This window comes from Robbsia betulipollinis (assembly GCF_026624755.1).
GTDB lineage: Bacteria > Pseudomonadota > Gammaproteobacteria > Burkholderiales > Burkholderiaceae > Robbsia > Robbsia betulipollinis.
This window is the reverse complement of the sequence record NZ_JAPMXC010000010.1, coordinates 501,121-528,027: the sequence shown is the minus strand read 5'-3', so window position 1 is coordinate 528,027 and position 26,907 is coordinate 501,121. Positions and strand designations below refer to the sequence as shown.

Genomic DNA, 26,907 nt, shown 5'->3' with positions numbered 1-26,907 from the left:
GATAGAGCGAGGTTAACGAGAAACATGTCCACAACGTCGAAGATCATTTACACCCTCACCGATGAAGCGCCCGCGCTGGCGACCTACTCGCTGCTGCCCATCGTCAAGGCCTTCACGCAGTCGTCGGGCATCGCGGTCGAGACGCGCGACATCTCGCTTGCCGGTCGCATCATTTCGCTGTTTCCCGAACACCTCGAAAGCAATCAGCGCATCGCCGACGACCTGGGCGAACTCGGTCAGCTGGCGACCACGCCCGAGGCGAACATCATCAAGCTGCCGAACATCAGCGCCTCGGTGCCGCAGTTGAAGGCCGCCATCAAGGAATTGCAGGCGCAGGGCTACAAGCTGCCGGATTACCCCGACGACGCGCGGACCGATGCGGAAAAAGACGTCAAGGCGCGCTACGACAAGGTCAAGGGCAGCGCGGTGAACCCGGTGCTGCGCGAGGGCAATTCGGACCGCCGCGCGCCGCTCTCCGTGAAGAACTACGCGCGCAAGCACCCGCACAAGATGGGCGCCTGGAGCGCGGACTCGGCCTCGCATGTCGCGCATATGTCGGAAGGGGATTTCTACGGCAGCGAGCGTTCGGTGCTGATCGAGACCGCGGGCAACGTCAAGATCGAACTGAGCGCCAAGGACGGCGCGGTGACCGTGCTGAAGGCGAAGACCAGCGTCAAGGCGGGCGAGATCATCGATGCGTCCGTGCTGGGCAAGAAGGCGCTGCGCAGCTTCATCGCCGCGGAAATCGCCGACGCGAAGGCCAAGGGCGTGCTGCTTTCCGTGCATCTGAAGGCGACGATGATGAAGGTCTCGGACCCGATCATCTTCGGCCAGATCGTCTCGGAATACTACAAGGACGTGCTCGAGAAGCATGCCGACGTCCTGAAACAGGCCGGTGTCGACGTCAACAACGGCATCGGCGACCTGTACGCGCACCTGAAGGACCTGCCGGCCGAGAAGCGCGCCGAGATCGAAGCGGACATCCAGGCCGAGTACGCGCGGCGCCCGCAGCTGGCGATGGTCAATTCCGACAAGGGCATCACGAACCTGCACGTGCCCAGCGACGTGATCGTCGACGCATCGATGCCCGCGATGATTCGCGATTCCGGCAAGATGTGGGGCACCGACGGCCAGTTGCACGACACGAAAGCCGTGATCCCCGACCGCTGCTACGCGGGCGTCTACCAGACCGTCATCGCCGACTGCAAGAAACACGGCGCCTTCGACCCGGTGACGATGGGAAGCGTGCCCAATGTCGGACTGATGGCACAGAAGGCCGAGGAATACGGTTCGCACGACAAGACCTTCCAGATCCCCGCCGACGGCGTGGTGCGCGTCACCGACGACGCCGGCAAGGTCCTGCTCGAACAGACCGTGGAGACGGGCGACATCTGGCGCATGTGTCAGGTCAAGGACGCGCCGATCCAGGACTGGGTCAAGCTCGCCGTCAACCGCGCCCGTGCCACCGGCACGCCGGCGGTGTTCTGGCTCGATCCGGCCCGTGCGCACGACGCCCAGGTGATCAAGAAGGTCGAAACCTACCTGAAGGACCACGACACCGCGGGACTGGACATCCGCATCATGTCGCCCGTCGAGGCCACGCAGTTCTCGCTCGACCGCATCCGCGCGGGCCAGGACACGATCTCGGTGACGGGCAATGTGCTGCGCGACTACCTGACCGACCTGTTTCCGATCATGGAACTGGGAACCAGCGCCAAAATGCTGTCGATCGTACCGCTGATGAGCGGCGGCGGCCTGTTCGAAACCGGCGCGGGCGGTTCGGCGCCGAAGCATGTGCAGCAGTTCCTCGAAGAAGGCTTCCTGCGCTGGGATTCGCTGGGCGAATTCCTGGCGCTGGCCGCTTCGCTGGAGCATCTCGGCAATGCATACGGCAATCCGAAGGCGAACGTGCTGGCGAAGGCGCTCGATCAGGCCACCGGCAAATTCCTCGATTTGAACAAGTCGCCGTCCCGCAAGGTCGGTGGCCTGGACAACCGCGGCAGCCACTTCTATCTGGCACTGTACTGGGCGCAGGCGCTCGCCGAGCAGACCGAGGACGCGGCGCTGCAGAAGGAATTCGCCGGCGTCGCCAAGACCCTGGGCGAGAACGAGGAAAAGATCGTCGCCGAGCTGGCGGCCGCGCAGGGCAAGCCGGTCGATATCGGCGGCTATTACCGCTCGGACGACGCGTTGATCAAGCAGGCGATGCGGCCCAGCGCCACATTGAACGGGGTCATCGACGCGGCCGCCTGAGCGCTTCACGATGCCGCACGCCTGACATCGGGGCGTGCCGGAATGCCGGCCAGCCTCTGGGGCCGGCATTTTTCATTCCGCCTGCGACAAGCCCCCCGCCGGAATCATCGCCGGGAATCGGCTAGTATGAAAGTCGACCCAGGTGCGCGCCGCGGCATGCGCCGCGCACCCGAGCGCCGAACCGACCACGGAATCGGCCGCGCGCGCCCGTCTTTCCGGTCCGCCGCATGCGCTGCTTCCCTTCCCCTGCACAGGAGCCTTTCATGATGAATCGCAACAATCCCGTATGGTTGATCACCGGCTGTTCGACGGGCTTCGGCCGCGAGCTGGCTAAACTGGTGCTGGCGCGCGGCTGGCGCGCCGTCGTCACCGCGCGCGACCCGTCGACGTTGCAGGAACTCGTCGCCGCGCACCCCGAAACCGCGCTGGCGCTGCAACTCGACGTCACCGACCGCAAGCAGATCGCGCAGGTGGTGGAAGCGTCGACCAAACGCTTCGGGCAGATCGACGCGCTGGTCAACAATGCCGGTTACGGCTATCTCGCGGCCATCGAGGAAGGCGAGGACGACGCGGTGCGGGCGATGTTCGAGACGAATGTGTTCGGACTCGTCGACATGACCAAGGCCGTGCTGCCGGTCATGCGCGCGCAACGCAGCGGCCTGGTGGTGAACGTGTCGTCGATCGGCGGCCTGACGAGTTTCGCGGCCACGGGCTATTACCACGGCACCAAATACGCGGTCGAAGGCATTTCAGAGTCGCTCGCGCTGGAGGTCAAGCCACTGGGCATCGACGTCATGCTGGTCGAACCCGGCCCGTTCCGCACCAACTGGGCGGGCCCGTCGATCAAGCAGTCGGCGGTGCGCATCGGCGACTACGACGCGACCGCGGGCGAGCGCCGCCGTCAGACCAACGAGCGCAGCGGCAAACAGCCCGGCGACCCGGTCCGCGCCGCGCAGGCGATCATCGACGCGTCCCTGTCCGACACGCCGCCGTTGCGCCTGGTGCTCGGCAAGGCCGCGCTCGATCTGGCGCACCAGAAACTCGAACGCCTGCGGACCGATTTCGACACGTGGGAAAGCACCACGTTGGGCGCGGACTTCCCGGCGGGCCAGGGCTGAACAGAACGATACATGGAACATACCTGGCAATTCTTTCGGGCCGGCGGCGTCGACCAGGTGGCAATTCGTAACGGCGCCGACCTTGCCCACCTGGACGAACTCGACCAGAAACTGTGGGTCGCGCTGGCCTGCCCCACCCGGGGCGTCGAGATCGATGCCCGCACCCTCGACCTGATCGACACCGATCAGGACGGCCGGATCCGCCCCCCCGAACTGATCGCCGCATGCCGCTGGGCGTGCGCGCAACTGCGCGATGCCGACGATCTGATCGCGGGCGGGGATTCCCTGCCGCTCGCATCGTTCGCCGATGCCACCGAAACCGGCACGGCGCTCGGCGTGGAAGCGGCCCGCATTCTCGAACTGCTTGGCAGAAAGGACGACACGACCCTGACGCTCGAAGATGTCAGCGACCGGTCGCGCCTGATCGCGGCGATGCGCTTCAACGGCGACGGCATCGTCACCGTGAAGACGTCGGACGACGCCGCGATCCAGACCGTCATCCAGCACATCATCGACACGCAGGGCGGCGTTCGCGACCTGGGCGGCGAAATGGGCATCGACCGGGACCGCGCCGACGTTTTTTTCACGCACGCCGCCGCGCTGCGCGACTGGCAGCACAAGATCCGCGGCGACGCGGCCGTGCTGCCGTTCGGCGAAGCCACCGGCGCGGCAGTCACCGCGCTCGAGGCGGTGCGCGGGAAGGTCGACGATTTCTTCGCGCGCTGCCGTCTGGCCGCCTACGACGCGCGCGCGACGGCCGAGATGAACCCGTCGCCGGAGCGCTACCGCGACATCGCCGCGCTGACGCTCTCGCTCGCCGCGCCGGCGATCAGCGAACTGCCCCTCGCCCCGGTCGCGGCCGACGTCTGCCTGCCGCTGCTCAGCGAGTCCGTCAACCCCGCCTGGGCGCAGGCCGTGCGCGTCTTCCAGCAAAAATGCGCGGCACCGCTGTTCGGCGCGGACGTGGCGATGCTCGGCGAGGCGCAGTGGACCGCGCTGCAGACGCTGCTGCAACCGTACCGCCAGTGGCTGGCGACGCGACCGGCCACCAGCCTGGATACGATCGCGCTGGAGGATATCGTGGCGATCGCCGAGGGCGACGCCCGGGACGTCGTCAACGCGCTGATCGATGAAGACAAGGAGATCGAGCCGCACAACGCGCGTATCGTCGAACTCGAAAAGCTATTGCGCTTCAAACGCGACCTGCTGCGGCTGGTGCACAATTTCGTGTCGTTCAAGGAGTTCTACCGGCGCGAGGGGGCGATCTTCGAGGCCGGCACGCTGTTTCTGGACGGGCGCAGCTGCGACCTGACGATCCAGGTGTCCGACATGGCCAAGCATGCCGCGCTCGCCGGTCTGGCGAAGGCTTGCCTCGCCTACTGCGAATGCCGGCGTCAGGGCAAGAAGATGACGATCGTTGCGGCGTTTACCGCCGGCGACACGGACTTCCTGTTCGTCGGCCGCAACGGCATTTTCTACGACCGCTCGGGCGACGATTGGGATGCGACGATCATCAAGATGATCGACAACCCGACCAACGTCGGCCAGGCCTTTCTTTCGCCGTACAAGAAATTCATTCGCGCGATCGAGGAACAGGTGGCCAAACGCGCGGCCGCCAGCGACACGACGGTTCAGAACGGGTTGGGTTCGCTCGCCAGCGGCATCGCCGCCACCGGCACCGCGAACGCCGCGGCAGCGGCGCCCGCACCCGTCCAGGCTCCCGGTCCGCGCCGCATCGACGTGGGCACGGTGGCCGCGCTTGGCGTGGCGCTGGGCAGCATCAGCGCGGTGCTGGTCGGCTTGTTCGGCAAATTCATCGAACTCGGCTGGTGGATTCCGGTCGCCCTGCTCGGCATCATGATGGCCATCTCCGGCCCGAGCATGGTGGTGGCCTGGCTGAAGCTGCGCGAGCGCAGCCTCGGGCCGATCCTGGACGCCAGCGGCTGGGCGATCAATGGCCGGATGAAGGTGAATGTGCGACTGGGCGGCCTGCTGTCCAAAACGGCGCGCATTCCGCTGAACGCCCTGGCGCTGAACGACCCTTACGCGAAAAGCAACCGGGGCCGCTACGCGGTCGCGGTTGCGATCGTCGTCGCCGTCGTGGCCATCACCGGCTGGCGTTTTGGCTGGGTGGATCGCTATCTGCCGGCGCAAGCGCACTTCGCGGCGGTGGAGGCCTGGCTGAAGGCGGTATCGTAGCGCGGCAGTCACGGCCGTATGGCGAAGCCGTACGGCCGACGCGCCCCCCGGGAAATGTCTAGCGCGCTTTCTTCATCGCGCGTTCGGCCTCGCGATATGCAAGTTCGGCCATCAGTTCGGCCCACGTCGCGAGCAGCGACTCGTCGTTCGAGAGAAACAGCGGATCCCGTACCCAGGGGCCGATGTCGGCCTCCCGCCAGCCGGTTTCGAAGATGCGCAGATCCTCGTCGTCCGAAGTGCCCTGCAGCATCAGTTCCGCATGCGACTCGACGCTGCGGATGGCCACCTCGGTGGTAGGCACCTGACGCAAGGTCGCCAGCACCTGCGCCGCCTTGCGCACCGCCGCGCCGCGCGCCCCCGCCTGGATGAAGATCACCGTCTCGGGCAGGGGGGCTTCGCAGATCAGGCGAAACAAGGTGCTTTTGCAGCGCTCGGACAGACTCATCGCAATGCTCGCGTGGGGTTGGTTACCCAGACTTTACCGCAGACCTTCACGAAATAGATGGCGCGCGGAATATAAAACGCATCATGGCGGCGCCCGTCCCGGGCATGCCGCTCAGCGCGTTTCGCCGGCGCGCTTCGCCACGCCACCCCTATCCGGCGCGGCGCCGGACGTGGCCTCTTCGATCTCGCGTGTCTCCGGCATCGCTTTCCAGACGAGCAGCACCGCCAGCGCGCCCATCGCCGCCAGGCCGAAGAAGGCCGCCGAACTGCCGAACCGGTCGGCGGCGAAACCCGCGACCGACGTGCTGAGGGTCGCCCCGACGCCCGCGGCCAGCCCGAAAAAGCCGATGCACAGGTTGTAGCGCCCCTTGCCGCCCGCGACGTCCGCGGCGATCAGCGGCAGCATCACGCCGAAGACGGCGGCGCTCAGGCCGTCGAATACCTGCACCGGCACCAGCAGGTAAGGGTTGCTGGCGTTGCTGACGAGCGCGAACAACAGTGCGCGCACCGGCAGGGCGGAAAACCCCAGGATCAGGATCGGCCGCCGGCCCCAGCGCTGCGAGGAACGTCCCACCCAGGGCGACATCGCCGCCACGATGATCTGCGGCACGATGATGCAGGCGGCGATCACCAGCTGCACGTGGTCTCCCATGCGCAGGGTCACCTCGCCGGCGGCCAGGTTCAGCATCGCCGCATTCGACAGATGGAACAGAATGATGCAGGCGGCGAAGATCAGCAGGCGCCGGTCCCGCAGCAGCGTGACAAGGGACTCGCGCGGCGGCGCGGCGAGGACGTCATGCGCGTCACCCGCCGCCGCACCCGCCGCCGCACCCGCACCCGCACCCGCACCTGCCGCACCCGCACCCGCACCTGCCGCGCCCTGCCCCGGGACGCCGCGGCCGCGCTGCGCCCCGCCCTGCTCGATCATGCCGAGCGCGATGATGGAGGGCACCGTCAGCGCCGCGGTCAACCAGAAAATGCCCCGTACCGACACGTATTGGCCGAACAGCCCCATGATCAATGCCGCGCAGGCGCTCCCGATCGATGCCCAGCGGGCATTGCGCCCGAGCCGGTCCCCCAGGTTCTTGCGTCCCACGAGCGCGAGCGAGATCGCTGCGATCGCCGGCACCAGCATGCAGCTGGCGAAACCATGCAGAATTTCCGCGAAGATCACCGAGACCCATGCGGTGCTGATGGCGAACAGGATCGCGCTCACCGTCACCGCGCCGATCGCCGCGACGGCTGCGCCGCGCTTGCTGCGCAGCGCATCCACCACGGCGCCCGCCGGCAGCTGACTGACCATGGCGGTGACGGTACCCACGCTCAGGGCGATGCCGATCTCGCCCTGCGTCCATTTCTCGGAGGCAAGGTAGGACGCGATGAAGGGTCCGAAACCGGTCTGGACATTGGCCATGAAGAAGTTGAGCCAGTCCAGCGCACGAATACTACGAATAGTGGCCATGAATGCGGTCGCTATTTCGGAGCGCGCGCGGCGGGAACCGCTGGCGCCGATGCCGGTACGGCGGCTGGCGCGGGCCCCGGCGCGGCCGACGCCGGAACGGCGGGCGCGGCCGCGCCGCTCGCGGGCATCACGACATGCGCGGCCTGGCCCGGCTCATAGCGTGGCGAGGCTTCGAGCTGACGCGCATCGAGATCCGTTTCGAGGTGCGCCGTCGCGCCCTTGGCAACCACGTGCAACGTCGACCAGTCGGCCGCGATCAGTAGCTTCTCGTGGATCAGCGAGTTGCTGACATCCAGTACCACGGCGCGCGCGCGTCCCTCCGCGTCCACCAGGACGTCGACCACCCGGCCCGCGGCGGTGCCGTCGCGCATGTTCACCGCGCTGTCCATCAGATTCACCCCGCCTGCCGGCGGTACCGGGCTGCCGCCGGAGGCCGGCGCGCTCGCCACCGGATCGATGGCCGCCGACTTGAGTATCAGCAACGGCTTCCCGATGGTGGTATCGAAACGGAAGGCATCCCACGGCAGGCTCACCTTGCGGTCGCCCACCCCCATGAATCCCGCCAGGTTGATGACGACCTGGCGGGGCCGGCCGCGCGCATCGGCGACGGCATCGACCGCCCGGCCGACGGTACCGGTGCCGCGCTGCACCTCGGCGTCGAGCAGACCGCGGAACTGCCCGTGCGGCAGATCGTGCACGACCACCAGGGGCGCCGGCGCCGGGGGCGGCGCGGGCGCCTCTTCGGGCGCCGGCTTGGCGTCTTCGACACGCCGCGCCGGACGTGCCCGGTGCACGGGCCGCGGCGCCGGTTTGCGCGCGACGATGCCGCCCGAGAGCCGGGCCACCGGCGGCGGGGGCATGTCGGGTACGGGCAGACAGGCCGCGGGCGGCGGCGCGGGCGGCGGAATCGCCGGTATGACCACGGCATCGACGATCGTGGCGCTTCCCGGCGAAAGCGTGGTGGTGCAGCCGCCCAGCAGCGCCAGTACGCACAGCGCCGCCAGCAGCCACCACGCCGCGGTCCACGCCGCGGGGTACGGCACGGAATACGGCGCGAATGCCGAACGCGCGGGCGGGTACACCACCACGCGAATGCCGGAGGGATGACTGAACGACACGTTCCGTAACCCGATCGGGCCGGTGCTCGCTGTCGGAATCGGGCTATGCGTCCTCATGGGGCGACAGGTCCTGCAGACAGGTGGAAAGGGAAGCCGGCGGCGCGCTGGCGGAAACGTCGCAAAGCCGCCGCGCGGCAACCGGTCATGGGCAGCGCCGTCGCCGGCGCTCACGCCGGCGCTCGGGGCGACAGAGCCGCCATGGTAGTGCATTCCCGGGGAGTCGTGCTACTGCGATCGTGCCAGCGCATAAAGTCGGTGTTAAGCTTGCGACCGCAAATGTTGCGTCCGCTACAGTGTGTAGCCGGAAGCGTTTCGACGCATCCGCGACGCGGCCGTACCACGAACTCAGGCACCGATGAAGCGCATATTGATAGTCAAGATCACCTCGCTGGGCGACGTGGTTCTCGCTCAGCCCGTCGTGGCGGATCTGCGCCGGGCCTACCCTGGCGTGGTGATCGACTGGGCGACCGATGCGGCGTTCGCCGAGATCCCCGGCTGGAATCCCGGCGTCTCGCGCGTGCATCGCGCGCCGCTGCGCCAGTTCAAGCGGCTGCGCAACCGCGCGGGCGCGATGGCGATACTGCAATCGGTGCAAGCGCTGCGCACGCACCGTTACGATGCGGTGCTCGACATCCACGGCGCGTACAAGAGCGCGATCGTGGCCTTCCTGGCCCGGGCCAGGCGGCGCTACGGCTATGAAAGCAAGGCGCTGGGCGAACGCGGCGCGGGCTTCGCCTACAGTCACCGGATGCACCGGCCGAGCGGCATCGGTGCGGTGGAAGGCATGCGCGCCAGCGTCGCGAACACACTGGGCTACACCCTCGAACCCACCCCCGACTTCGGCCTCGTGGTACCGGCCGCAACCGCCGCGGACACCGTGCCGCCCTTGCCGCCGCGGACCGCGTTGTTCCTGCATGGCGCGTCGAAGGATGAAAAGAACTGGCCGATCGCGCACTGGGTGGCCACCGGCCAGGCACTGGCCCGCCAGGGCATCGCGGTTGCCTTGCTCTGGAATTCGGATGCCGAGCATACGCGCGCGCTGGCGATCGCCGCGGAAATTCCCCAGGCGACGGTTTTGCCGCGTCTGACGCTGTCGGAGTGCGCGCGCGTGATCGCCAGCGCGGCGTTGGTGATCGGTGTCGATACCGGCCTGACGCACCTCGCCCATGCGTTTCGTCGGCCATCGGTCATGATCTTTCTGGCAACCTCGCGCAACCACTTTGGCATCGACGCACCCGGCTCGGCGATATCGCTCGGCGACCGCGGGCAATGTCCGACACCCGAGGCGGTGCTGGCGGCGGCGCATGAAGTGCTGGCGGGCACCGCCGACGCGCGGTCCCTGCCGACGGCAACGCCTGGACCTGCCGCGGTGCCGCCGCAGCCGTCCTAGAAGACGCCGGTCGCCTGCCCAATATATGGGAGGGGTTTTCACATATTGTCAATGCCGAGCAGCTGTGTCTAAAATCGCAGCCACACTGATCGGAGACATTCCTGACGATGCCAAGCACGCTCGCCTCCCCCGCCGAGGCGTCCTCTTCCCCGGGTCATGCCGTGATGCCGACGGGCGCGCCGGCAGTGCTCGACACCGCTCGCCTGCAGTCAGGCACGCAGACACTCCTGCGCGGCCTCGCCATTCTCGAAGCCAGCGCCGCTGGCGCCCACGATCTCAAGACCCTCGGCGCGCTGCTTGGCACCACGCGCAGCACCACGCACCGGCTGGTCTCCAGCCTGGTGCACGCGCGCTACCTGCGGCTTGGCCCGGACGGCATCGCCCTCGGGCCCCGTCTGATCGAACTGGGCGCCGTCGCGCTCGAGCAGATGCCGCTGACCACCGTGGCGCTGCCGCATCTGCAGTCCCTGGCCGCGGCCACGCACGATACCGTGCATCTGGGCGTGCGCGACGGCAACGACGTGCTCTATATCCACAAGATCGCCGGCACGCGCGGCCTGGAGATGCGCTCGCGCATCGGCCACCGGATGCCGCTGGCGACCACCGGCATCGGCCGCGCGCTGATGCTCGACCTGTCGCCGGAGGAATGGGCTCGCCTGCAGGGGATCGCCGATGCCGGCCAGGGTGCGGGCGAAGATACGGAACGGGTTGCGGGCGATGCTGCCGGACGTGTCCGCCGAACGGACGCCACGGACGCCGCAGATGACGCAGCGCGGCACGATGCGGGTATCTACGCGCATCGCATGAGCCAGTACGCCGCGCGCGGCTGCGCGCTCGACATCGAGGACAACGAGCCGTCGATCTGCTGCGTGGCCGCGCCGGTGCGGGACGCCACGGACCGGATCGTCGCGGCGATCAGCGTCGCGAGCACCGCGCATTACATGACGCCGGAACGCATGGAGCAGCTGATCCCGGTCGTCCAGCAGCACGGCCGGGCGATTTCCGAGGAACTTGGCTGGCGCGCGCCGGCCGGCAACCGGACGATCCGGCGATGAGCGGCCGCGTCGACACGCCGCGTCCTTCGACGCCCGCCGGGAACCCTTCCGCGTCGTCCGCCATCGCCGGCGAAGCGGCGCTGATCGGCCTGGACTGGGGCACCTCGTCGCTGCGCGCCTATCTTTTCGACCGGCACGGCCGCACGCTCGCCGAACGCGCGCTGGGCTACGGGATCATGCGCCTGCCGCCGTCCACCGCGCAGACCGCCGACGATGCGGACGGCGGTGCACCCGCCGTCGCCGACAGGACCGACGCCAGCAGGACCGACGCCGACAAGACCGCCTTCGACCGGGCGCTCGATCTCGCCTGCGGCGACTGGCGCGATGCGGCGCCCACGCTGCCGATGCTGGCCTGCGGCATGGTCGGCAGCGCGCAGGGCTGGCGCGAAGTGCCCTACGTCGAGCGGCCCGCCGGCGCCGCGCAGCTTGCCGCCGGCCTGGGCCGGGTGACGACGGCCCGGGGCACACCCCTGCATATCGTGCCGGGCGTGATCCGGCGCGGCGCCCTGCCCAATGTGATGCGCGGCGAGGAAACCCAGGTCATCGGCGCGCTGCACCCGGACGACGCCACGGTGCGGCTGATCGGTCTGCCCGGCACGCATGCGAAATGGGCGCTGGTCCGCGCGGCGCGAATCGACGATTTCGCGACCTTCATGACCGGCGAGGTGTTTCATGCGCTGTCGACCCACACGATTCTCGGCCGCACGATGACGACGCCCGCCGTGCCCGATACCACGGCCTTCCTGCGCGGCGTCGACGTCGCGCGCGAGCAGTCCGACGCCGGCATGCTGTCGACGATATTCACCTCCCGCACGCTCGGCCTCACCGGCGAATTGCGCGCCGACCAGCAACCCGACTATCTGTCAGGACTGCTGATCGGCCATGAACTGGCCGGCCTGGCGGCGGTACTGCGCGCCAACGACGCGAACGATGTCGCCCATCTCGGCCTGGCCGCGGCCCGCCCCGGCAGGGTGCCGGCAACGGCACTGGCCGGACTGGCCCCCACGTTGATCGGCGATGCGGCGCTCTGCACGCGTTACCGGCTCGCGCTGAGCCGCTTCGGCTGCGACGCCGTCGGACTCGCGCCACATGCCGCGCCCCACGGCTTGTGGCGCATCGCGACCGCCGCCGGCCTGGTGCCGGAAGCGGCCCCGCTTACTTCCATCGGATCTCCGGCATGACCGTTTCCCTGCTGACACACCCCGTCGTCGATACCCGCCTCAGGCAAGGGCTCGACGCCTGCCCGCTCATCGCGATCCTGCGCGGCATCACGCCGCCCGACGCGGTCGCCGTCGCCCAGGCACTGTACACGGCCGGCTTTCGCGTGATCGAAGTGCCGTTGAACTCCCCCCAGCCGTTCGACAGCATCGCCGCGATCGCCGCCGCCTTGCCGGCCGACGCGTGCATCGGCGCGGGCACCGTGCTCGAACCGGCGCTGGTGGACAAGGTCGCGGCGGCGGGCGGCGCGCTGATCGTCATGCCGCACGGCGACCCCGACGTGATACGCGCGGCGAAAAGCGCGGGCCTGGCCTGCGCGCCCGGCGTCGCCACGCCCACCGAAGCGTTCGCCGCGTTGCGTGCCGGCGCGGACGTGCTGAAGATGTTCCCCGCGGAACAGCTCGGGCCGGTGGTCGTCAAGGCGTGGCGCGCGGTGATCCCGCGCACGGTCGCGCTGCTGCCGGTCGGCGGCATCACGCCCGAGACCATGGCCGTGTTCACCGCCGCGGGCGCGAGCGGCTTCGGCCTCGGCTCCGCGCTCTATCGCCCCGGCGACACCGCCGAACAGGTGGCCGCGAACGCCGCGGCCTTCATCCAGGCGCTGTGACCGCACCATAACAACAACGGAGACCCCATGTCCTCACTTCCCCCCGCCCACGCGTCGGCCGAACCCCTCGTCGCGGCGAATGGCGGCCAGTATCCGAGTCTCGTCGACCGCGCCGTGCTGATCACCGGCGGCGCCACCGGCATCGGCGAATCGCTGGTCGCGCACTTCGCGCAGCAAGGCGCGCGCGTCGGTTTCGTCGACATCGCCGACGCGGCCGCCGCCGACCTGCTCGGCCGTCTCGGCGAGGTGCGTCACACGCCCGTCTACGCCCACTGCGACCTCACCGACATCGACGCCCTGCGGCACGCCGTCGACACCCTGCGCGCCAGCCTGGGACCGATCTCGGTGCTGGTCAACAACGCCGCGAACGATGTGCGCCATGCCGTGGACACCGTGACGTCGACGTCCTGGGACGCCGGCATCGCCGTCAACCTGAAGCACCAGTTCTTCGCCGCGCAGGCGGTCATCGGCGACATGAAGCAGCTCGGCGGCGGCTCGATCATCAATTTCGGCTCGATCAGCTGGAAGCTCAAACAGGGCGGCATGCCCGTCTACACCACTTCGAAAGCGGCCGTGCAGGGCCTCACCCGCAGCCTCGCGCGCGATTTCGGCCCGTTCAACGTGCGCGTCAACACGATCGTGCCGGGCTGGGTGATGACCGACAAGCAGATCCGCCTGTGGGTGGACGCCACCAGCAAGGACGAGATCGCCCGCGGGCAATGCATCAATCGCGACCTGATGCCCGCGGACATTGCCTGCATGGCGCTTTTCCTGGCGGCCGACGACAGCAGGATGTGCACCGCGCAGGACTTCGTCGTCGATGGCGGCTGGGTATGAAGGCAATCGCGAAACCCGCCGGGCTGGCGGTGGATGCGCGCCATGCGCTGGGCGAAGGCGCGCATTGGGCGCACCACGAGGCGGCGCTCTACTGGACCGATATCGAAGGCGCGCGCTTGTGGCGGCACACCCCCGCCACCGGCGTCACCGACGACTGGGCGATGCCCGAACGCCTGGCGACGTTCGCGATATGCGAGGACGCCCGCTTCGTGCTGCTCGGCCTGGCGTCCGGACTGGCGTTCTTCGAACCGGCGAGCGGCGTCGTGCGTCCCATCACCGACATCGAACCCGGACTGAATACGCGCCTGAACGACGGCAAGTGCGACCGCGCGGGGAACTTCGTGTTCGGCATGAAGGACGAGGCGGCGCCGCCGCAACCCGTCGGCGGCTTCTACCGCCTGAACGCGGACCTGCGCGTCGAACGGCTGCCGCTGCCGGCCGCGGCGATCGCCAACAGCATCGCCTTCAGCCCCGATGGCGGCACGATGTACTACTGCGACTCGGCGACGCGCACGATCCGTTGCTGCGATTACGCGCCCGATGCGCTGCCCACCGCGGACCGTCTGTTCGTGCGCCTTGGCGACGCCCGCGGCGAACCCGACGGCGCGGCCGTCGATGCCGATGGCGGCCTGTGGAGCGCGCATTGGGGCGGGGCCTGCGTGGTGCGCTACGACGCCAGCGGCCACGAAACCGAACGGCTCGCCGTGCCCACCACCCAGCCGACCTGCGTCGCCTTCGGCGGTCCGCTGCTCGACACCCTGTACGTGACCAGCGCGCGCATCGACCTGGACGCCGCGACGCTGGCCAGCGAACCGCACGCCGGCGGCGTCTTCGCCGCGGTGCCAGGGCGCCGCGGACTGGCCGACACCCGGTTCCAGGGCATGCCGCGCTGAGGCGCGCCGTCGTGGTACCCGACATTTCCCTTCTCAAGGATCAGGACGCATTTCGATGAGCAGCGACGATACCAGGCAGGACCCGGAGCAAGACCCCGCGCAACACCCCGGGCAGGCCGACCCGCGAACCGCCGGCAGGCCCCTGCGCAGTCAGGCATGGTTCGGCATCGAGGGCAAGGATGGCTTCATTCATCGTTCGTGGATGAAGAACCAGGGCATTCCGCACGACGCCTTCGATGGCCGTCCGGTGATCGGGATCTGCAATACGTGGTCCGAACTGACGCCCTGCAATGCGCATTTCCGCGAACTCGCCGAGTATGTCAAACGCGGCGTGCGCGATGCCGGCGGCGTGCCGCTGGAATTCCCGGTGATGTCGCTGGGCGAGACCAATCTGCGGCCCACCGCGATGCTGTTCCGCAATCTCGCCTCGATGGACGTGGAGGAATCGATCCGCGGCAACCCGATCGACGGCGTGATCCTGATGGTCGGATGCGACAAGACCACGCCCGCGCTGCTGATGGGTGCGGCGTCGTGCAACGTGCCGGCGATCGCGGTCTCGGGCGGCCCCATGCTCAATGGCCGCTACCGCGGCAAGACGCTCGGTTCCGGCACCGGCGTCTGGCAGATGTCGGAAGCGGTGCGCGCGGGCGAAATGAGCAAGGCGGCGTTCGTGGAAGCCGAGTCGTGCATGAACCGCTCGCGCGGTCACTGCATGACGATGGGCACCGCGTCGACGATGGCGTCGATGGTCGAGGCGCTGGGCATCGGCCTGCCGCAGAACGCGGCGATTCCCGCGGTCGACGCGCGCCGCCAGGTGCTCGCGCAGATGGCCGGACGACGCATCGTCGATCTGGTGCGCGAGGACGTGACGATGGACAAGATCCTCACGCGCCAGGCATTCGAGAACGCCATCCGGGTGAACGCCGCGATCGGCGGCTCGACCAACGCTGTGGTGCATCTGATCGCGCTCGCGCGGCGCATCGGCGTCCCGCTGTCGCTGGACGACTGGGAACTCGGCTCGAACGTGCCCTGCCTGGTCAACCTGCAACCGTCCGGCGAACATCTGATGGAGGATTTCTACTATGCCGGCGGCCTGCCGGTCGTGCTGCGGCGGCTGGCCGAGGCCGGCCTGCTGCATGCGGATGCGTTGACCGTCAATGGCAGCACGATCGGCGCGAATGTCGCCACCGCCGAATGCTTCGACGAAAACGTCATCACGCCGTTCGAGACGCCGTTCAAGGCGCATGCCGGCATCGCCGTGCTGCGCGGCAACCTCGCGCCGCGCGGCGCCGTGATCAAGCCCTCGGCGGCCAGCCCCCATCTGCTCAAGCATCGCGGGCGGGCCGTGGTGTTCGAGAACATCGAGGAACTGCATGCGCGCGTGGACGACGAGACGCTCGACATCGACGAGCATTGCGTGATGGTGCTCAAGGGCGCCGGGCCGCGCGGCTATCCGGGGTTCGCGGAGGTCGGCAACATGCCGCTGCCGGCGAAGGTGCTGCGGCGCGGCATTACCGATATGGTTCGGATATCTGACGGTCGGATGAGCGGCACCGCGTATGGCGCGGTGGTGCTGCACGTGGCGCCCGAATCCGCCGCCGGCGGGCCGCTCGCGCTGGTGCGCACCGGCGACATCATCGACCTCGACGTGGCGGCGCGACGCCTGCATCTCGAGGTCGACGAGGAGGAACTGCAACGCCGCCGCGCCGAATGGTCGCCTCCGCCCCTGCCCGAGCGCGGCTATTACCGGCTCTACGTCGACCACGTGCTCCAGGCCGACGAAGGGTGCGATCTCGATTTTCTGGTCGGCGGCAGCGGCGCGGCGGTGCCGCGCGACTCGCATTGAACGCGTCCTGAGCGCGTACTGAACGCGCTTCGCGACGCTATGTGCCCTACCGCACGTTCGCCCGCACCTAACGGGATTGACGCGTGCGGTCAAGGGTCATCACATTGCATGTGTCATCGATGTGCAACACATCGCAGAACGAAGTAAGCACGAGTAGAAATCTCTATTGAGCCATCATGTAACACGTGGTAAAAATCTATCCGCGCGTTCGATCAAGAAGATTTCTCCTGCGCAGCCCTACGGATAAAGATTTCGAAAGTTCGTGAAAGGGAAACATGAACGAACGCATGTAAAAAAGAGACCGCGCCATATCGTCCCCAGCCGAATGGTCATCAACAATGAATTGGAGGAGCACAATGAAAAAGAAAACGATCGCAGCCCTGGTCGCCGGCCTCGGACTCGCCAGCGCGGCGCAGGCACAATCGAGCGTCACGCTCTATGGTCGTCTCGATAACGGTATCGAGTACATTCATGGCGTCACCAACGGCAACGGCCAGTCAGCGAATCGCTGGCGCGGGGAAAGCGGCGACTGGGGCACCAGCATGTTGGGCTTCAAGGGTACCGAGGACCTGGGCGGCGGCAACTATGCGCTGTTCCAGTTGGAGCAGGGCCTGAACACCGCGAACGGCACGGTCGGCGGCAACGGCGGCTTCAACCGCTGGGCGACGGTCGGCTTGAAGAACAAGGACTACGGCACGCTGTCGGCCGGACGCATGCTGTGGATCTCGAACGGCGTCTGGGACTTCGACCCGTTCGTCCAGGAAGCGTGGTCGTCGGCGTCGCTGGTGCGAGGCCGCAACTGGCCGCAGACCAGCAACAACATTCGCTACCAGTCGCCGGTGGTGGGTGGCTTCGACGTCGAACTGCGGATGTCGCTCGGCAACCAGACCAACTTCAACCAGGGCGCGGTCGGCAGCTATGGGCGCTCGACGGGTGCGCAGTTGACGTACACCAACTCGCTGTTCCAGATCCGCGGCCTGTATGACGAACTGCGCGATTCGAATGGCCGGTTCTCGGACCTGTTCAACTATTCGAAGGAATACGTCGTCGCGGCCAATGTCTTCCTGGGCTCGTTCAAGCTGCAGGGTGCCTACACGCACATGATGGCGGGCGACGTCACGACCGCGGGCGCCGCGACGGCAGCCGACCACGAATGGCTGGGCCTGACCTACCAGGTCAATCCGGTCGTCGCGGTGACCGTGGGTGGGTTCCACATCAACGCCAACGGCAACCCGGCGCAGGGCGGCGGTGCCGCGACGATCTACGAAGTGGGTGGCACCTATAACCTGTCGAAGCGCACGTTCCTGTACCTGACGGGTGCGCAGGCGCGCAATACGTCGAACGCGACCTACGGTCTGGGCGCCAATTCCGTCGGTTCGGCCGACAACGCGCTGCCGGGTCACACGCAGACCGGCTTCTACGCCGGTATCAACCACACGTTCTGAACGTGATCGCCATGCGTCGGGTTCTTCGGGACTCGCCGCATGCGCGCCTTGCCCGGCGAATCGCCGGTCGAGGATTCCGCGAATCCCCTTCCCCTCAGCGCACGTATCCCGCCCGACGGAACCACGCCACCGCATCGGCCAGCGCCTCTCGATAGGGACGGGCGGTATAGCCCAATTCGCGTTTCGCCCGCTCCGACGAAAAGAACATCTTGTACTTCGACATATTGAGCCCGTCGACGGTCACGAACGGTTCACGGTGCGTGATCTTCGCCGCGGCCTCGGCGGCGATCGCCAGCGGATACAGCGGCCAGCGCGGCAGTTCGATGCGCGGCGGCTTGCGTCCGACGATTTCCGCGACGCTGCCCAGCAACTCCCCCAGCGGCACGTCGTCGCCGCCAAGAATGAAATGCTCTCCGATCGGACCGTCCTGCAATGCCTGCAAATGGCCATTGGCGACGTCGTCGACATGCACGAAATTCAACCCGGTATCGACATAGGCCGGCATCTTGCCGTTCGCCGCCTGCACGATCAGACGACCCGTCGGCGTCGGCTTGATGTCGCCCGGTCCGATCGGCGTCGAGGGGTGCACGATCACGGCCGGCAGGTTTTGATGCACGATCATCAATTCGACCAGCCGCTCGGCCGCGACCTTGCTGCGCTTGTATGCGCCGATCGCCTCTTCCTCGTCGAGCCGTGCGTTTTCCCCGACAGGCGTCGTGGCCCCGCGCACGCGCAGGGTCGCGACGCTGCTGGTGTAGACGATCTTCTCCACGCCACACCGCAGCGCCGCCTCCATGACGGTACGCGTGCCATCGACGTTGGTACGGACGATTTCCTGCGGATCCGGTGCCCAGAGCCGGTAGTCGGCCGCGACGTGGAACAGGTAGCGTACGCCGCTCAGCGCACGCTCCATCGCCGGTGCGTCGCGCATATCGGCTTCGACGAGTTCGTAGCCGCGCCCCTCGAAATTGCCGCGCGGGCTGGTGCTGCGGTGCATGACGCGAACATCGAAGCCGGCCCCCTGCGCCAGCCGGGCAACCGCGGCGCCAACGAACCCCGACGCCCCGGTCACGAGGATTTTCTCGGCCGCCATGACGCGTCAGACGAGGGTTTCGGCGACAGCCTTGGGCTTCGCCTTGGCGGGCTTGGCCAGCTTGATTTCCTCGAGCTTGATCTCGACATGCTTGGAGAAGACGAAATCGGCCGGGCGCTGGTTGTCCAGCGGAATGTCCGGCGCCAGCTTGCCTTCGGTGCGAACGCCGCGCAGGCTCACGCCCAGCGCCTTCAACGGATGCGCGATCGTATCCTTGACGGCGGTGGCCTCGAAGCCGCTGTGGACCATGCAATCGGCGCATTTTTCGTAATTGCCGGTGCCGTAATTGTCCCAGTTCGTGTCGTCCATCAACTCGCGATAGGTTTTCGCATAGCCCTCGCCCAGCAGATAGCACGGCTTCTGCCAGCCGAACACGGTGCGCGTCGGGTTGCCCCACGGCGTGCAGTGATAGGTCTGATTGCCGGCGAGGAAATCGAGGAACATGGTGGACTGGCTGAAGGCCCAGTCGCGCCCGCCGCGGCCGCGCCGCAGGATGTCGCGGAACAGCGTCTTGGTCTTTTCCCGATTCAGGAAATGCTGCTGGTCGGGCGCGCGCTCGTACGCATAGCCCGGCGAGACGGTGATGCCGTCGATGCCGAGACGCTTCGTCTCGTCGAAGAACGCGGCCACTTTCTCGGGATCCGCGTCGTTGAACAGCGTGCAATTGATGTTGACGCGGAACCCCTTCTGCTTCGCCAGCTTGATGGCGGCGACCGCACGGTCGTAGACGCCGTCCTGGCACACCGACTTGTCGTGCATCTTCTGGTCGCCGTCGAGATGGATCGACCAGACGAAGAACGGGCTCGGCTCGTAGTCGTCGATCTTCTTTTCCATCAGCAGCGCGTTCGTGCAGAGATAGACGAATTTCTTGCGCGCGACGATGCCGCGAACGACTTCCGGCAGTCCCTTGTGCAGCAGCGGCTCGCCGCCGGCGATCGACACCACCGGCGCGCCGCAGTCGTCGACCGCCTGCAGGCAGTCCGCGACCGAGATTCGCTGGTTCAGGATTTCATCGGGATAGTCGATCTTGCCGCAGCCGGAACAGGCCAGATTGCAGCGAAACAGGGGTTCGAGCATCAGAACCAGCGGATAGCGTCGCTGGCGGGTGAGGTGTTGCTTCATTACATAGGCGCCAACGTACGCCTTCTGCAAAAACGGGATTCCCACAGCGGACTCCTGGTTCGATCGGCAGCGTGTCTGCCGTAACCGTATATTGTATCGAACGTGGACGAATGCTGCTTTGCGCAATCTCCACGCGCTCGCGAATCGTGCGCCGAAACCGCCCGAGCGGTCGCAGCGCACTGCTGGCGGCAGGAAACCCTGCCGCTGTTAGACGATCAGGGAAGGACGCTTCGTCGCCTGCACGGTGGCCTCGTTCGCGCCGCCCTCGGCCTCGCTACGCTGGCAGGCGGGGCAAATGCCCTTGAGCTCGGCGGCGTCGGTCGCGAGCCGGTAGCCCGAGTCCGTGATCTTGTCGAGCAATGCCCGTTCGATTTCCGGCTCGTGCAGCTCGTTGATCGCACCGCAGCGCTGGCACACCAGCAACATGCCGTGATGGCAATGCGTCAGGTCATGGCAGGCGGCAAAGGCATTGATGGACTCGACACGGTGCACGAGTCCCATGGACAACAGGAAGTCGAGCGCCCGGTAAACGGTTGGCGGTGCCGATCCCGCATGCACCTTGCGCATCTCGTCAAGCAGTGTATACGCCTTCGTCGCCTTGCCGGATGTCAGCAGCAATTCGAGCACCTTGCGCCGGATCGGCGTGAGACGCTCTCCGCGACGCTGGCAGTAGCCGTCCGCCAGCGCCAGTTCGGCATCGATCGCCGAAGTCGTCTTGGAAAAGTGCGCCACATGGCCGGGTGCGTCATCCAGGGCATGCAGGGCGGCGTGGGGGTCATTTGCCATGCACCCATTCTACACCGCCGCCCCGCTTGCCGATGTCCGCGCCGGCGGCATGCGATTTGCTGCACTACGGTGTTCGCGGCCGTCCTGCGCCGCCTTCGCCAATGACGGAAACCCACATGACAGACCGCTACGCCTCAGACTCCGCTGTTCCCGGCAACACGCCCGAGCATCCGGCAGCCGACACGACGCCCGGTACGCCGCACCCCGTGCCGATGCACGCCGAGCACCCTGCCCTGCACCGGCGTCGCGGTTTTCTGCAAGCGGCGGGCGCTGGCCTGGCCGCCTCGCTTGCCGGTGGCACGGCGCTTGCCGCCGGCGCCACGGACGGTGGCATGATTGCCGCCGCGGCGGCGAATCGCGTAACCCTGTCGCCGATCGAAAACACCCAGACCGAGGCGCCCGCGCCCACGCCCGATCCGAACGCGCCCCGCGATACGCGCATCGGCTTCGCGATCGTCGGTCTGGGCCGCTTGTCGCTCGACCAGATCCTGCCTGCGATCAGGCAATGCAAGTATGCGAAGGTCAGCGCCCTGGTCAGCGGCGACCCGGACAAGGCGCGCCGCGTCGCGTTGCAATACGGCGTCAAGCCGGACAGCCTCTATAGTTACGAGCGCTACGACGAACTCGCGCAGAATCCCGACGTGCAGGTCATCTACATCGTGCTCCCCAATGCGATGCACGCCGATTTCACGGTCCGCGGCGCCCGTGCCGGAAAACATATCCTGTGCGAAAAGCCGATGGCCACCAGCGTCGCCGATTGCGAAAGGATGATCGAGGCCTGCCGGCGCGCGGACCGCAAGCTGATGATCGCCTACCGGAGCCAGTACGAGCCCGTGGACCGCGCGGTCGTCAAGATGGTGCGCGAGAAAAAACTCGGCGACCTGTGCGAATTCATTGCGGGCAACTCGCAAAACACCGGCGACCCCACGCAATGGCGCCTGAATCTGAAGCTTGCCGGTGGCGGCGCGATGCCCGACATCGGCACCTACTGTCTGAACGCGTCGCGCTTCCTGTCGGGCGAGGAACCGAACGAGGTGCTGGCGACGGTGACGCAGGACCGTAGCGACCCGCGTTTTCGGGAAGTCGAATCCGCCGTGCATTTCATCCTGCGCTTTCCCAGCGGGCTGACCGCCACCTGCATGAGCAGCTATGCGAGTCACGAGTCGCGGTTCTACCGTCTGCAGGGCTCGAAAGGCTGGGTCGAGGCGAATCCCGCTTTCGCCTATGAAGGTCTGCATTTGCGGCACGGCGTGCGGATGGACGATCGGAACGTCACGATCGAGCCGACGTTTCCGGCCCTGAACCAGTTCGCGCGGGAGATCGATCACATGGCTTTGTGCGTCGCGCGCAATCAAACGCCGCATACGCCAGGCGAGGAAGGGCTGCAGGATCAGAAGATCACGGAGGCCATTTACCAATCGGCACGCACCGGGCGTGCCGTGAAGTTGTCGCCCCCGCCGGGTCCGACCCGCGGTCCGGATCCCGACGAGGAACACTTTTGAGCGCGTCTGTCGTCCTGCCGGCGGGCCATCGCGGGGACGCGACGCCTGACCGACCGAAAGTAAGCTGAAAGCCTGTTCGGCTAGGATGGGTGTGACAGTGTGCCGCACCCGCGGCGCCGACATTCCCGTCCATGCCTTCGCCTGGGCGACGACCCTAGAGGAGCGGCTTTGATGGATGCGAAATGGACTTCGACGCAACGCAATGTGGTGATTGCGGCGGTCGGCAGCTGGACGCTCGATGCCTTTGACTTCTTCCTGCTGGTTTTTCTCCTGAGCGATATCGCCAAGACCTATTCGGTCGGCATTCCGCGCGTCACGCTGGCGATATTGCTGACCTTGGCGGTTCGGCCCGTCGGCGCGCTGCTGTTCGGGCGCGCCGCCGAGAAATATGGCCGGCGTCCGGTCCTGATGGCGAACATTCTGGTCTTTTCGGTGCTGGAACTCGCATCGGGCTTCGCCCCCACGCTGACGGTTTTCCTGATCTTGCGGGTCCTGTACGGCGTGGCGATGGGCGGCGTCTGGGGCGTCGCGTCGTCCCTGGCGATGGAAACGGTGCCGCCGCGCTCGCGCGGACTGGTCTCCGGCCTGTTCCAGGCAGGCTATCCGTTCGGCTATCTCATCGCGTCGGTGGTCTACGGCGCGCTGGTGTCGGCCGTCGGCTGGCGCGGCTTGTTCATGATCGGCGCCCTGCCCGTGCTGATGATCGTCTTCATCTGGTTCAAGGTACCGGAATCGCCCGTCTGGCTGACCGCGCGCGAACGCAAGCACGATACCGCCCTGTGGCCGATCCTGCGACGCGAATGGAAACTGGGCGTCTACGCAGTGCTGCTGATGGCCTGCTTCAACTTCTTCAGTCACGGCACCCAGGATCTGTATCCGACCTTCCTGAAGGTCCAGCATCATTTCGATCCGCACACGGTCAGCATCATTGCCATCACCTACAACATCGCGGCGATGATCGGCGGCATCACGTTCGGCACGATGTCGGAGCGCATCGGACGCCGCAAGGCCATCATCATCGCCGTTCTGCTCTCGCTGCCGGTTCTGCCGCTGTGGGCGTTCTCGCAAAGCTCGCTGATGATCGGCGTGGGTGCCTTTTTGATGCAGTTCATGGTGCAGGGCGCCTGGGGCGTAATACCCGCCTATCTGAATGAACTGGCGCCGGAAGGCACGCGCGCGGTGTTGCCGGGCTTCGTGTATCAGCTCGGCAATCTGCTCGCCTCGGTCAACGCTACCCTGCAGGCGGTGCTCGCCGAACGTCACGGTGGCAACTATGGCTTCGCGATGGCCTGCGTGGCCGGCACCGTCGCGGTGCTGATCGCGGTTTTCGTGTATTTCGGACGCGATACGCAGGGTCAGCGCTTCGAGGTCGACGAGTCGCTCGTCGGACGGGACGCCACCGCCCGGCGTTCGCTCTGATCTCCCCCCGGCGCCACGCCGTGGCGCCGGGTCCAACCAGTCCTCAAGTCCCCTCTTTCGCCGCCGTTAACTCGCTCAACGGTGCACGGTCTGTGTTCGTTCCAACGAAATTCCACCTAGCGATCGCGGCGAGACAGCAATGAAACTACGTTTGACTATCAAGGCCCGCCTCGGGCTCACCATGGGCGTGCTCGGCGGGCTACTGATCGTGATCGGTGGCCTGGGCCTGTATGGCATGACCTCTTCGAACGTTTCGTTTCATGAAACGTACGCGAACCGGATGCCCGCCATGATCGCGGCGAGCAAGTCGGAAACCTATGTCGCCCGCGAACGCCTCAACTACGATCGCGCGGTGATGACGATCGGCACGCCGGACGCGGAGGCTTCGATCGCCCGGGGAATGAGCATGCGCGTGAAGGCGGACGAATACTGGAAAGCGTACGTCGCGATCCCCTATCTGCCGGGCGAAGAGGCGCTGGGCGACGATGTCCAGAACAAACGCATGGCGCATCAGAAAATGCTCGACGACGGCTATGCCGCGGTGCGCGCCAAGGACACCGCGACCGCGACCCGGCTCGCGCAGCAGATGGCCGGGGCATTCAGCGACATGGCGCAGGCCGACGACACGCTGTTCAAGTTCCAGGAAGACACGTCCGCGCGGGGCTACGGCGCCGCCGCATCCCTGTTCGACACGACCAAGACGCTCAGCATCCTCGCGATCCTGCTGGGTCTGGGGATCGCCGCCTTCGCGTGGTTTTCGCTGCGTCGTGCCATCGGCGTGCCGCTGGCCGCCGCGCTGGAGCACTTCGACGCGATCGCCGCGGGCGACCTGCGCCGCCCGGTGCATGTCACGTCCCATGACGAGATGGGCCAGTTGATGGAAGGCCTGGCGAAAATGCAGAGCAGTCTGGTCAACACCGTGCAGACGGTGCGCTCGGGCAGCGATTCGATCGCCTCGGCCACGCAGGAAATCTCGGCGGGCAATACGGATCTGTCCTCGCGTACCGAGGAGCAGGCCTCGGCGCTGCAGCAGACCGCATCGAGCATGGATGAACTCACCAGCACCGTGAAGCAGAACGCGGACAACGCGCGTCAGGCAAGCGCGCTGGCGACCACGGCATCGGAAATCGCCAACAAGGGTAGCGCGGTGGTGTCGCAGGTGGTGGGCACGATGAGCGAGATCAACAACAGCTCCTCGAAGATCGCCGACATCATCTCGATCATCGAGGGCATCGCTTTCCAGACCAATATCCTGGCCCTGAACGCCGCCGTGGAAGCGGCGCGTGCCGGCGAGGAAGGACGCGGCTTCGCCGTGGTGGCCGGCGAAGTGCGCAATCTGGCGCAACGCTCGTCGGCGGCGGCCAAGGAAATCAAGGAACTGATCGACGCCTCGGTGGACCGCGTGCAGTCCGGCACGGTGCTGGTCGACGAGGCGGGCCGCACGATGAGCGATATCATCGGCGCCGTACAGCGCGTGACCGACATCATGGGAGAAATCGCCGCCGCCTCGCAGGAACAGAGCAGCGGGATCGACCAGGTGGCACTGGCCGTCACGCAGATGGACCAGGCGACGCAGCAAAACGCCGCGCTGGTCGAGGAAGCGGCGGCGGCCGCCCACTCCCTGGAAGACCAGGCCAGCAAGCTGCGTCAGGCCGTGTCCGTGTTCCAGTTGGACGGCCGCGACGCAACGACGGCGGTGCTGGCCCGCATCGCCACGCAGCCCGCGCCGACCACGGCGAAACGCCTGCTCGCGCCGCGCAAGGCCATCGCCGCACCGAAACGCAAGTCGTCCCTGCCCGTCGTCGTGAAGGCCGCCCCATCCGCCGCTCCCGCCCCTGTCAAGGTAACGGCGCACGCCGCGCCTGCCAAGCCGGCCACTGCCGTCAAGGCCGCCCGCACGGTGCCGGCGCGGGCCACCGCCGCCGCACAGGGCGAGTGGGAAACATTTTGAGGCGGTTTTGAGGCGGTTTTGAGACGGTTGTAACCCGGCATCACGCCGTTCCGGCACCCCGGCCGGCTAGTAGGCGCTGGCTTCGTTCAGCAGCGCGATTTCCTGCGGCGCGAGCTGCAAGGCGATGGCCGCGCCCAGCGCCCGCAGTTGTTCGAGCGAGGTCGCGCTGACGATCGGCGCGGTGATGCTGGGCCGGGCGATCTGCCAGGCCAGCGCGACCGCCGTGGGCGAACTGTGCTGTGCCGAAGCGACTTCGTCGAGCGCCGCCAGGATGCGGCGGCCGCGCGCATCCAGATACTTCTTTACCGTCTGACCGCGCTTGCTCTGCTGCAGATCGTCCTCCGAGCGGTACTTGCCGCTCAGGAAACCGCTTGCCAGTGCATAGTAATTGACGACGCCCAGCTGCAACTCCGTCACGGCCGGCTCGACGTCCCCTTCGTATTGCGCGCGGTCATACAAATTGTATTCGGGCTGCGTGACCTGGTAGGCCGGCAGCCCGTCGCGCCGACTGATCGACGCCGCCTCGCGCAGGCGCGCACCGCTGTAGTTGGATGCGCCGATCACGCGAATCTTCCCGGCCTCGATCAACGTCTGATATGCGCCGAGGGTTTCCTCGAGCGGCGCGGTATCCGCGAGGTCGCGGTGGGAGAAATACAGATCGATGTGATCGGTCTGCAAACGGCGCAGCGAATCGTCGACCGCTTCCAGGATGTTGCCGCGCGACAGACCCGCGCGCGACGCCCGCAGCCCGACCTTGGTCGCCAGGACGACCGCATCGCGTCGGCCCGAGCGCTTCAGCCATTTGCCGATGATCGTCTCGGATTCCCCGCCCTGATTGCCCGGCACCCAGGCCGAATAGACATCCGCCGTGTCGATGAAATTGATGCCGGTGTCGGCGAGCGCGTCGAGCATCGAAAAGGACGTCGCCTCGTCGACGGTCCAGCCAAACACATTGCCACCGAAAACCAGCGGGGATACCTGAAGCTCGGACATGCCGAGCGGACGCAGTGTCATATCGTACTCCTGGAAAACCGCAGCGCGCGGGTGACCCGCGCGAACGCGCCCGGGCCACGATGATCATGCTCGATGAATCTACCATGATTCACCCGATGCGCCCGGCAGATGCGGGAACGCCGATCCACCCTCGGC

21 protein-coding genes are annotated in these 26,907 nt (G+C 67.0%); 14 read left to right on the top strand and 7 right to left on the bottom strand.

Annotation, left to right across the window (positions count from 1 at the left end; genetic code table 11):
* Positions 1-24 precede the first annotated feature (24 nt).
* The 3 genes from OVY01_RS20090 (at position 25) to OVY01_RS20080 (ending at position 5,570) form a co-directional block, all read left to right on the top strand.
* A complete protein-coding gene (locus OVY01_RS20090; protein ID WP_267849349.1) occupies positions 25-2,253 on the top strand; it encodes an NADP-dependent isocitrate dehydrogenase in 2,229 nt (742 codons plus the stop codon).
* A 263-nt stretch (positions 2,254-2,516) separates the two neighbouring features.
* A complete protein-coding gene (locus OVY01_RS20085) occupies positions 2,517-3,371 on the top strand; it encodes an oxidoreductase (RefSeq protein WP_267849348.1) in 855 nt (284 codons plus the stop codon).
* A gap of 12 nt (positions 3,372-3,383) precedes the next feature.
* Complete coding sequence (locus tag OVY01_RS20080) at positions 3,384-5,570, top strand: hypothetical protein (RefSeq protein ID WP_267849347.1); 2,187 nt, start codon at positions 3,384-3,386, stop codon at positions 5,568-5,570.
* 58 nt (positions 5,571-5,628) lie between these two features.
* Here OVY01_RS20080 and OVY01_RS20075 read toward each other — a convergent pair whose 3' ends face one another.
* The 3 genes from OVY01_RS20075 to OVY01_RS20065 all read right to left on the bottom strand — a co-directional run bounded on the left by OVY01_RS20075 (position 5,629) and on the right by OVY01_RS20065 (position 8,651).
* Complete coding sequence (locus OVY01_RS20075) at positions 5,629-6,015, bottom strand: hypothetical protein (RefSeq protein WP_267849346.1); 387 nt, start codon at positions 6,013-6,015, stop codon at positions 5,629-5,631.
* Positions 6,016-6,126: 111 nt separating this feature from the next.
* Positions 6,127-7,476 carry an MFS transporter gene (locus tag OVY01_RS20070; protein WP_267849345.1) on the bottom strand — a complete coding sequence of 450 codons (1,350 nt, stop codon included), beginning with the start codon at positions 7,474-7,476 and terminating at the stop codon, positions 6,127-6,129.
* An 11-nt stretch (positions 7,477-7,487) separates the two neighbouring features.
* On the bottom strand, positions 7,488-8,651 hold the full coding sequence (locus tag OVY01_RS20065) for a PRC-barrel domain-containing protein (protein ID WP_267849344.1): 1,164 nt from the start codon (positions 8,649-8,651) through the stop codon (positions 7,488-7,490).
* 298 nt (positions 8,652-8,949) lie between these two features.
* On the opposite strand from OVY01_RS20065, the gene waaC reads away from it, so the two are divergent.
* The 8 genes from waaC to OVY01_RS20025 all read left to right on the top strand — a co-directional run bounded on the left by waaC (position 8,950) and on the right by OVY01_RS20025 (position 17,885).
* Positions 8,950-9,984 (top strand): lipopolysaccharide heptosyltransferase I, encoded by a 1,035-nt coding sequence (gene waaC, locus OVY01_RS20060; protein ID WP_267849343.1) that lies wholly within the window; start codon positions 8,950-8,952, stop codon positions 9,982-9,984.
* Positions 9,985-10,091: 107 nt separating this feature from the next.
* The gene (locus tag OVY01_RS20055; RefSeq protein WP_432422283.1) at positions 10,092-11,039 is read left to right on the top strand and encodes an IclR family transcriptional regulator; all 948 of its coding nucleotides are present in this window, start codon (positions 10,092-10,094) and stop codon (positions 11,037-11,039) included.
* Positions 11,036-12,220, top strand: a complete 1,185-nt coding sequence (locus OVY01_RS20050) for a 2-dehydro-3-deoxygalactonokinase (RefSeq protein ID WP_267849342.1) — start codon at positions 11,036-11,038, stop codon at positions 12,218-12,220. Before OVY01_RS20055 ends, OVY01_RS20050 begins: the two co-directional genes overlap by 4 nt.
* Complete coding sequence (locus OVY01_RS20045; RefSeq protein ID WP_267849341.1) at positions 12,217-12,864, top strand: 2-dehydro-3-deoxy-6-phosphogalactonate aldolase; 648 nt, start codon at positions 12,217-12,219, stop codon at positions 12,862-12,864. Before OVY01_RS20050 ends, OVY01_RS20045 begins: the two co-directional genes overlap by 4 nt.
* A gap of 27 nt (positions 12,865-12,891) precedes the next feature.
* Positions 12,892-13,701, top strand: coding sequence for an SDR family NAD(P)-dependent oxidoreductase (locus OVY01_RS20040; protein WP_267849340.1), 810 nt, complete (start codon positions 12,892-12,894; stop codon positions 13,699-13,701).
* Positions 13,698-14,594, top strand: coding sequence for an SMP-30/gluconolactonase/LRE family protein (locus OVY01_RS20035; protein ID WP_267849339.1), 897 nt, complete (start codon positions 13,698-13,700; stop codon positions 14,592-14,594). Before OVY01_RS20040 ends, OVY01_RS20035 begins: the two co-directional genes overlap by 4 nt.
* 55 nt (positions 14,595-14,649) lie before the next feature.
* Entirely contained in the window at positions 14,650-16,440 is a 1,791-nt protein-coding gene (locus tag OVY01_RS20030; protein WP_267849338.1) for an IlvD/Edd family dehydratase, read from the top strand.
* 356 nt (positions 16,441-16,796) lie between these two features.
* The gene (locus tag OVY01_RS20025; RefSeq protein ID WP_267849337.1) at positions 16,797-17,885 is read left to right on the top strand and encodes a porin; all 1,089 of its coding nucleotides are present in this window, start codon (positions 16,797-16,799) and stop codon (positions 17,883-17,885) included.
* Between the two features lie 94 nt (positions 17,886-17,979).
* Here OVY01_RS20025 and hpnA read toward each other — a convergent pair whose 3' ends face one another.
* The 3 genes from hpnA to OVY01_RS20010 all read right to left on the bottom strand — a co-directional run bounded on the left by hpnA (position 17,980) and on the right by OVY01_RS20010 (position 20,886).
* A complete protein-coding gene (gene hpnA / locus OVY01_RS20020; protein WP_267849336.1) occupies positions 17,980-18,978 on the bottom strand; it encodes a hopanoid-associated sugar epimerase in 999 nt (332 codons plus the stop codon).
* Positions 18,979-18,984: 6 nt separating this feature from the next.
* Positions 18,985-20,145 carry an adenosyl-hopene transferase HpnH gene (hpnH, locus tag OVY01_RS20015; protein ID WP_267849335.1) on the bottom strand — a complete coding sequence of 387 codons (1,161 nt, stop codon included), beginning with the start codon at positions 20,143-20,145 and terminating at the stop codon, positions 18,985-18,987.
* Positions 20,146-20,307: 162 nt separating this feature from the next.
* A complete protein-coding gene (locus tag OVY01_RS20010; RefSeq protein WP_267849334.1) occupies positions 20,308-20,886 on the bottom strand; it encodes a Fur family transcriptional regulator in 579 nt (192 codons plus the stop codon).
* Between the two features lie 116 nt (positions 20,887-21,002).
* Between OVY01_RS20010 and OVY01_RS20005 the strand changes: the two genes are divergently transcribed.
* From OVY01_RS20005 to OVY01_RS19995, 3 genes are all read left to right on the top strand, one after another.
* The gene (locus OVY01_RS20005) at positions 21,003-22,388 is read left to right on the top strand and encodes a Gfo/Idh/MocA family protein (RefSeq protein WP_267849333.1); all 1,386 of its coding nucleotides are present in this window, start codon (positions 21,003-21,005) and stop codon (positions 22,386-22,388) included.
* 171 nt (positions 22,389-22,559) lie between these two features.
* Entirely contained in the window at positions 22,560-23,807 is a 1,248-nt protein-coding gene (locus tag OVY01_RS20000) for an MFS transporter (protein ID WP_267849332.1), read from the top strand.
* A gap of 139 nt (positions 23,808-23,946) precedes the next feature.
* Positions 23,947-25,758, top strand: a complete 1,812-nt coding sequence (locus tag OVY01_RS19995; protein WP_267849331.1) for a methyl-accepting chemotaxis protein — start codon at positions 23,947-23,949, stop codon at positions 25,756-25,758.
* A 66-nt stretch (positions 25,759-25,824) separates the two neighbouring features.
* On the opposite strand, the gene OVY01_RS19990 is transcribed toward OVY01_RS19995, so the two are convergent.
* On the bottom strand, positions 25,825-26,772 hold the full coding sequence (locus OVY01_RS19990; protein ID WP_267849330.1) for an aldo/keto reductase: 948 nt from the start codon (positions 26,770-26,772) through the stop codon (positions 25,825-25,827).
* Positions 26,773-26,907 lie beyond the last annotated feature (135 nt).

Bases quoted from the DNA above. Each gene is read 5' to 3' on its own strand.
- OVY01_RS20090 (WP_267849349.1), top strand. From the start codon at position 25: ATGTCCACAACGTCGAAGATCATTTACACCCTCACCGATGAAGCGCCC.
- OVY01_RS20085 (WP_267849348.1), top strand. From the start codon at position 2,517: ATGATGAATCGCAACAATCCCGTATGGTTGATCACCGGCTGTTCGACG.
- OVY01_RS20080 (WP_267849347.1), top strand. From the start codon at position 3,384: ATGGAACATACCTGGCAATTCTTTCGGGCCGGCGGCGTCGACCAGGTG.
- OVY01_RS20075 (WP_267849346.1), bottom strand. From the start codon at position 6,015: ATGAGTCTGTCCGAGCGCTGCAAAAGCACCTTGTTTCGCCTGATCTGC.
- OVY01_RS20070 (WP_267849345.1), bottom strand. From the start codon at position 7,476: ATGGCCACTATTCGTAGTATTCGTGCGCTGGACTGGCTCAACTTCTTC.
- OVY01_RS20065 (WP_267849344.1), bottom strand. From the start codon at position 8,651: ATGAGGACGCATAGCCCGATTCCGACAGCGAGCACCGGCCCGATCGGG.
- waaC (WP_267849343.1), top strand. From the start codon at position 8,950: ATGAAGCGCATATTGATAGTCAAGATCACCTCGCTGGGCGACGTGGTT.
- OVY01_RS20055 (WP_432422283.1), top strand. From the start codon at position 10,092: ATGCCAAGCACGCTCGCCTCCCCCGCCGAGGCGTCCTCTTCCCCGGGT.
- OVY01_RS20050 (WP_267849342.1), top strand. From the start codon at position 11,036: ATGAGCGGCCGCGTCGACACGCCGCGTCCTTCGACGCCCGCCGGGAAC.
- OVY01_RS20045 (WP_267849341.1), top strand. From the start codon at position 12,217: ATGACCGTTTCCCTGCTGACACACCCCGTCGTCGATACCCGCCTCAGG.
- OVY01_RS20040 (WP_267849340.1), top strand. From the start codon at position 12,892: ATGTCCTCACTTCCCCCCGCCCACGCGTCGGCCGAACCCCTCGTCGCG.
- OVY01_RS20035 (WP_267849339.1), top strand. From the start codon at position 13,698: ATGAAGGCAATCGCGAAACCCGCCGGGCTGGCGGTGGATGCGCGCCAT.
- OVY01_RS20030 (WP_267849338.1), top strand. From the start codon at position 14,650: ATGAGCAGCGACGATACCAGGCAGGACCCGGAGCAAGACCCCGCGCAA.
- OVY01_RS20025 (WP_267849337.1), top strand. From the start codon at position 16,797: ATGAAAAAGAAAACGATCGCAGCCCTGGTCGCCGGCCTCGGACTCGCC.
- hpnA (WP_267849336.1), bottom strand. From the start codon at position 18,978: ATGGCGGCCGAGAAAATCCTCGTGACCGGGGCGTCGGGGTTCGTTGGC.
- OVY01_RS20010 (WP_267849334.1), bottom strand. From the start codon at position 20,886: ATGGCAAATGACCCCCACGCCGCCCTGCATGCCCTGGATGACGCACCC.
- OVY01_RS20005 (WP_267849333.1), top strand. From the start codon at position 21,003: ATGACAGACCGCTACGCCTCAGACTCCGCTGTTCCCGGCAACACGCCC.
- OVY01_RS20000 (WP_267849332.1), top strand. From the start codon at position 22,560: ATGGATGCGAAATGGACTTCGACGCAACGCAATGTGGTGATTGCGGCG.
- OVY01_RS19995 (WP_267849331.1), top strand. From the start codon at position 23,947: ATGAAACTACGTTTGACTATCAAGGCCCGCCTCGGGCTCACCATGGGC.
- OVY01_RS19990 (WP_267849330.1), bottom strand. From the start codon at position 26,772: ATGACACTGCGTCCGCTCGGCATGTCCGAGCTTCAGGTATCCCCGCTG.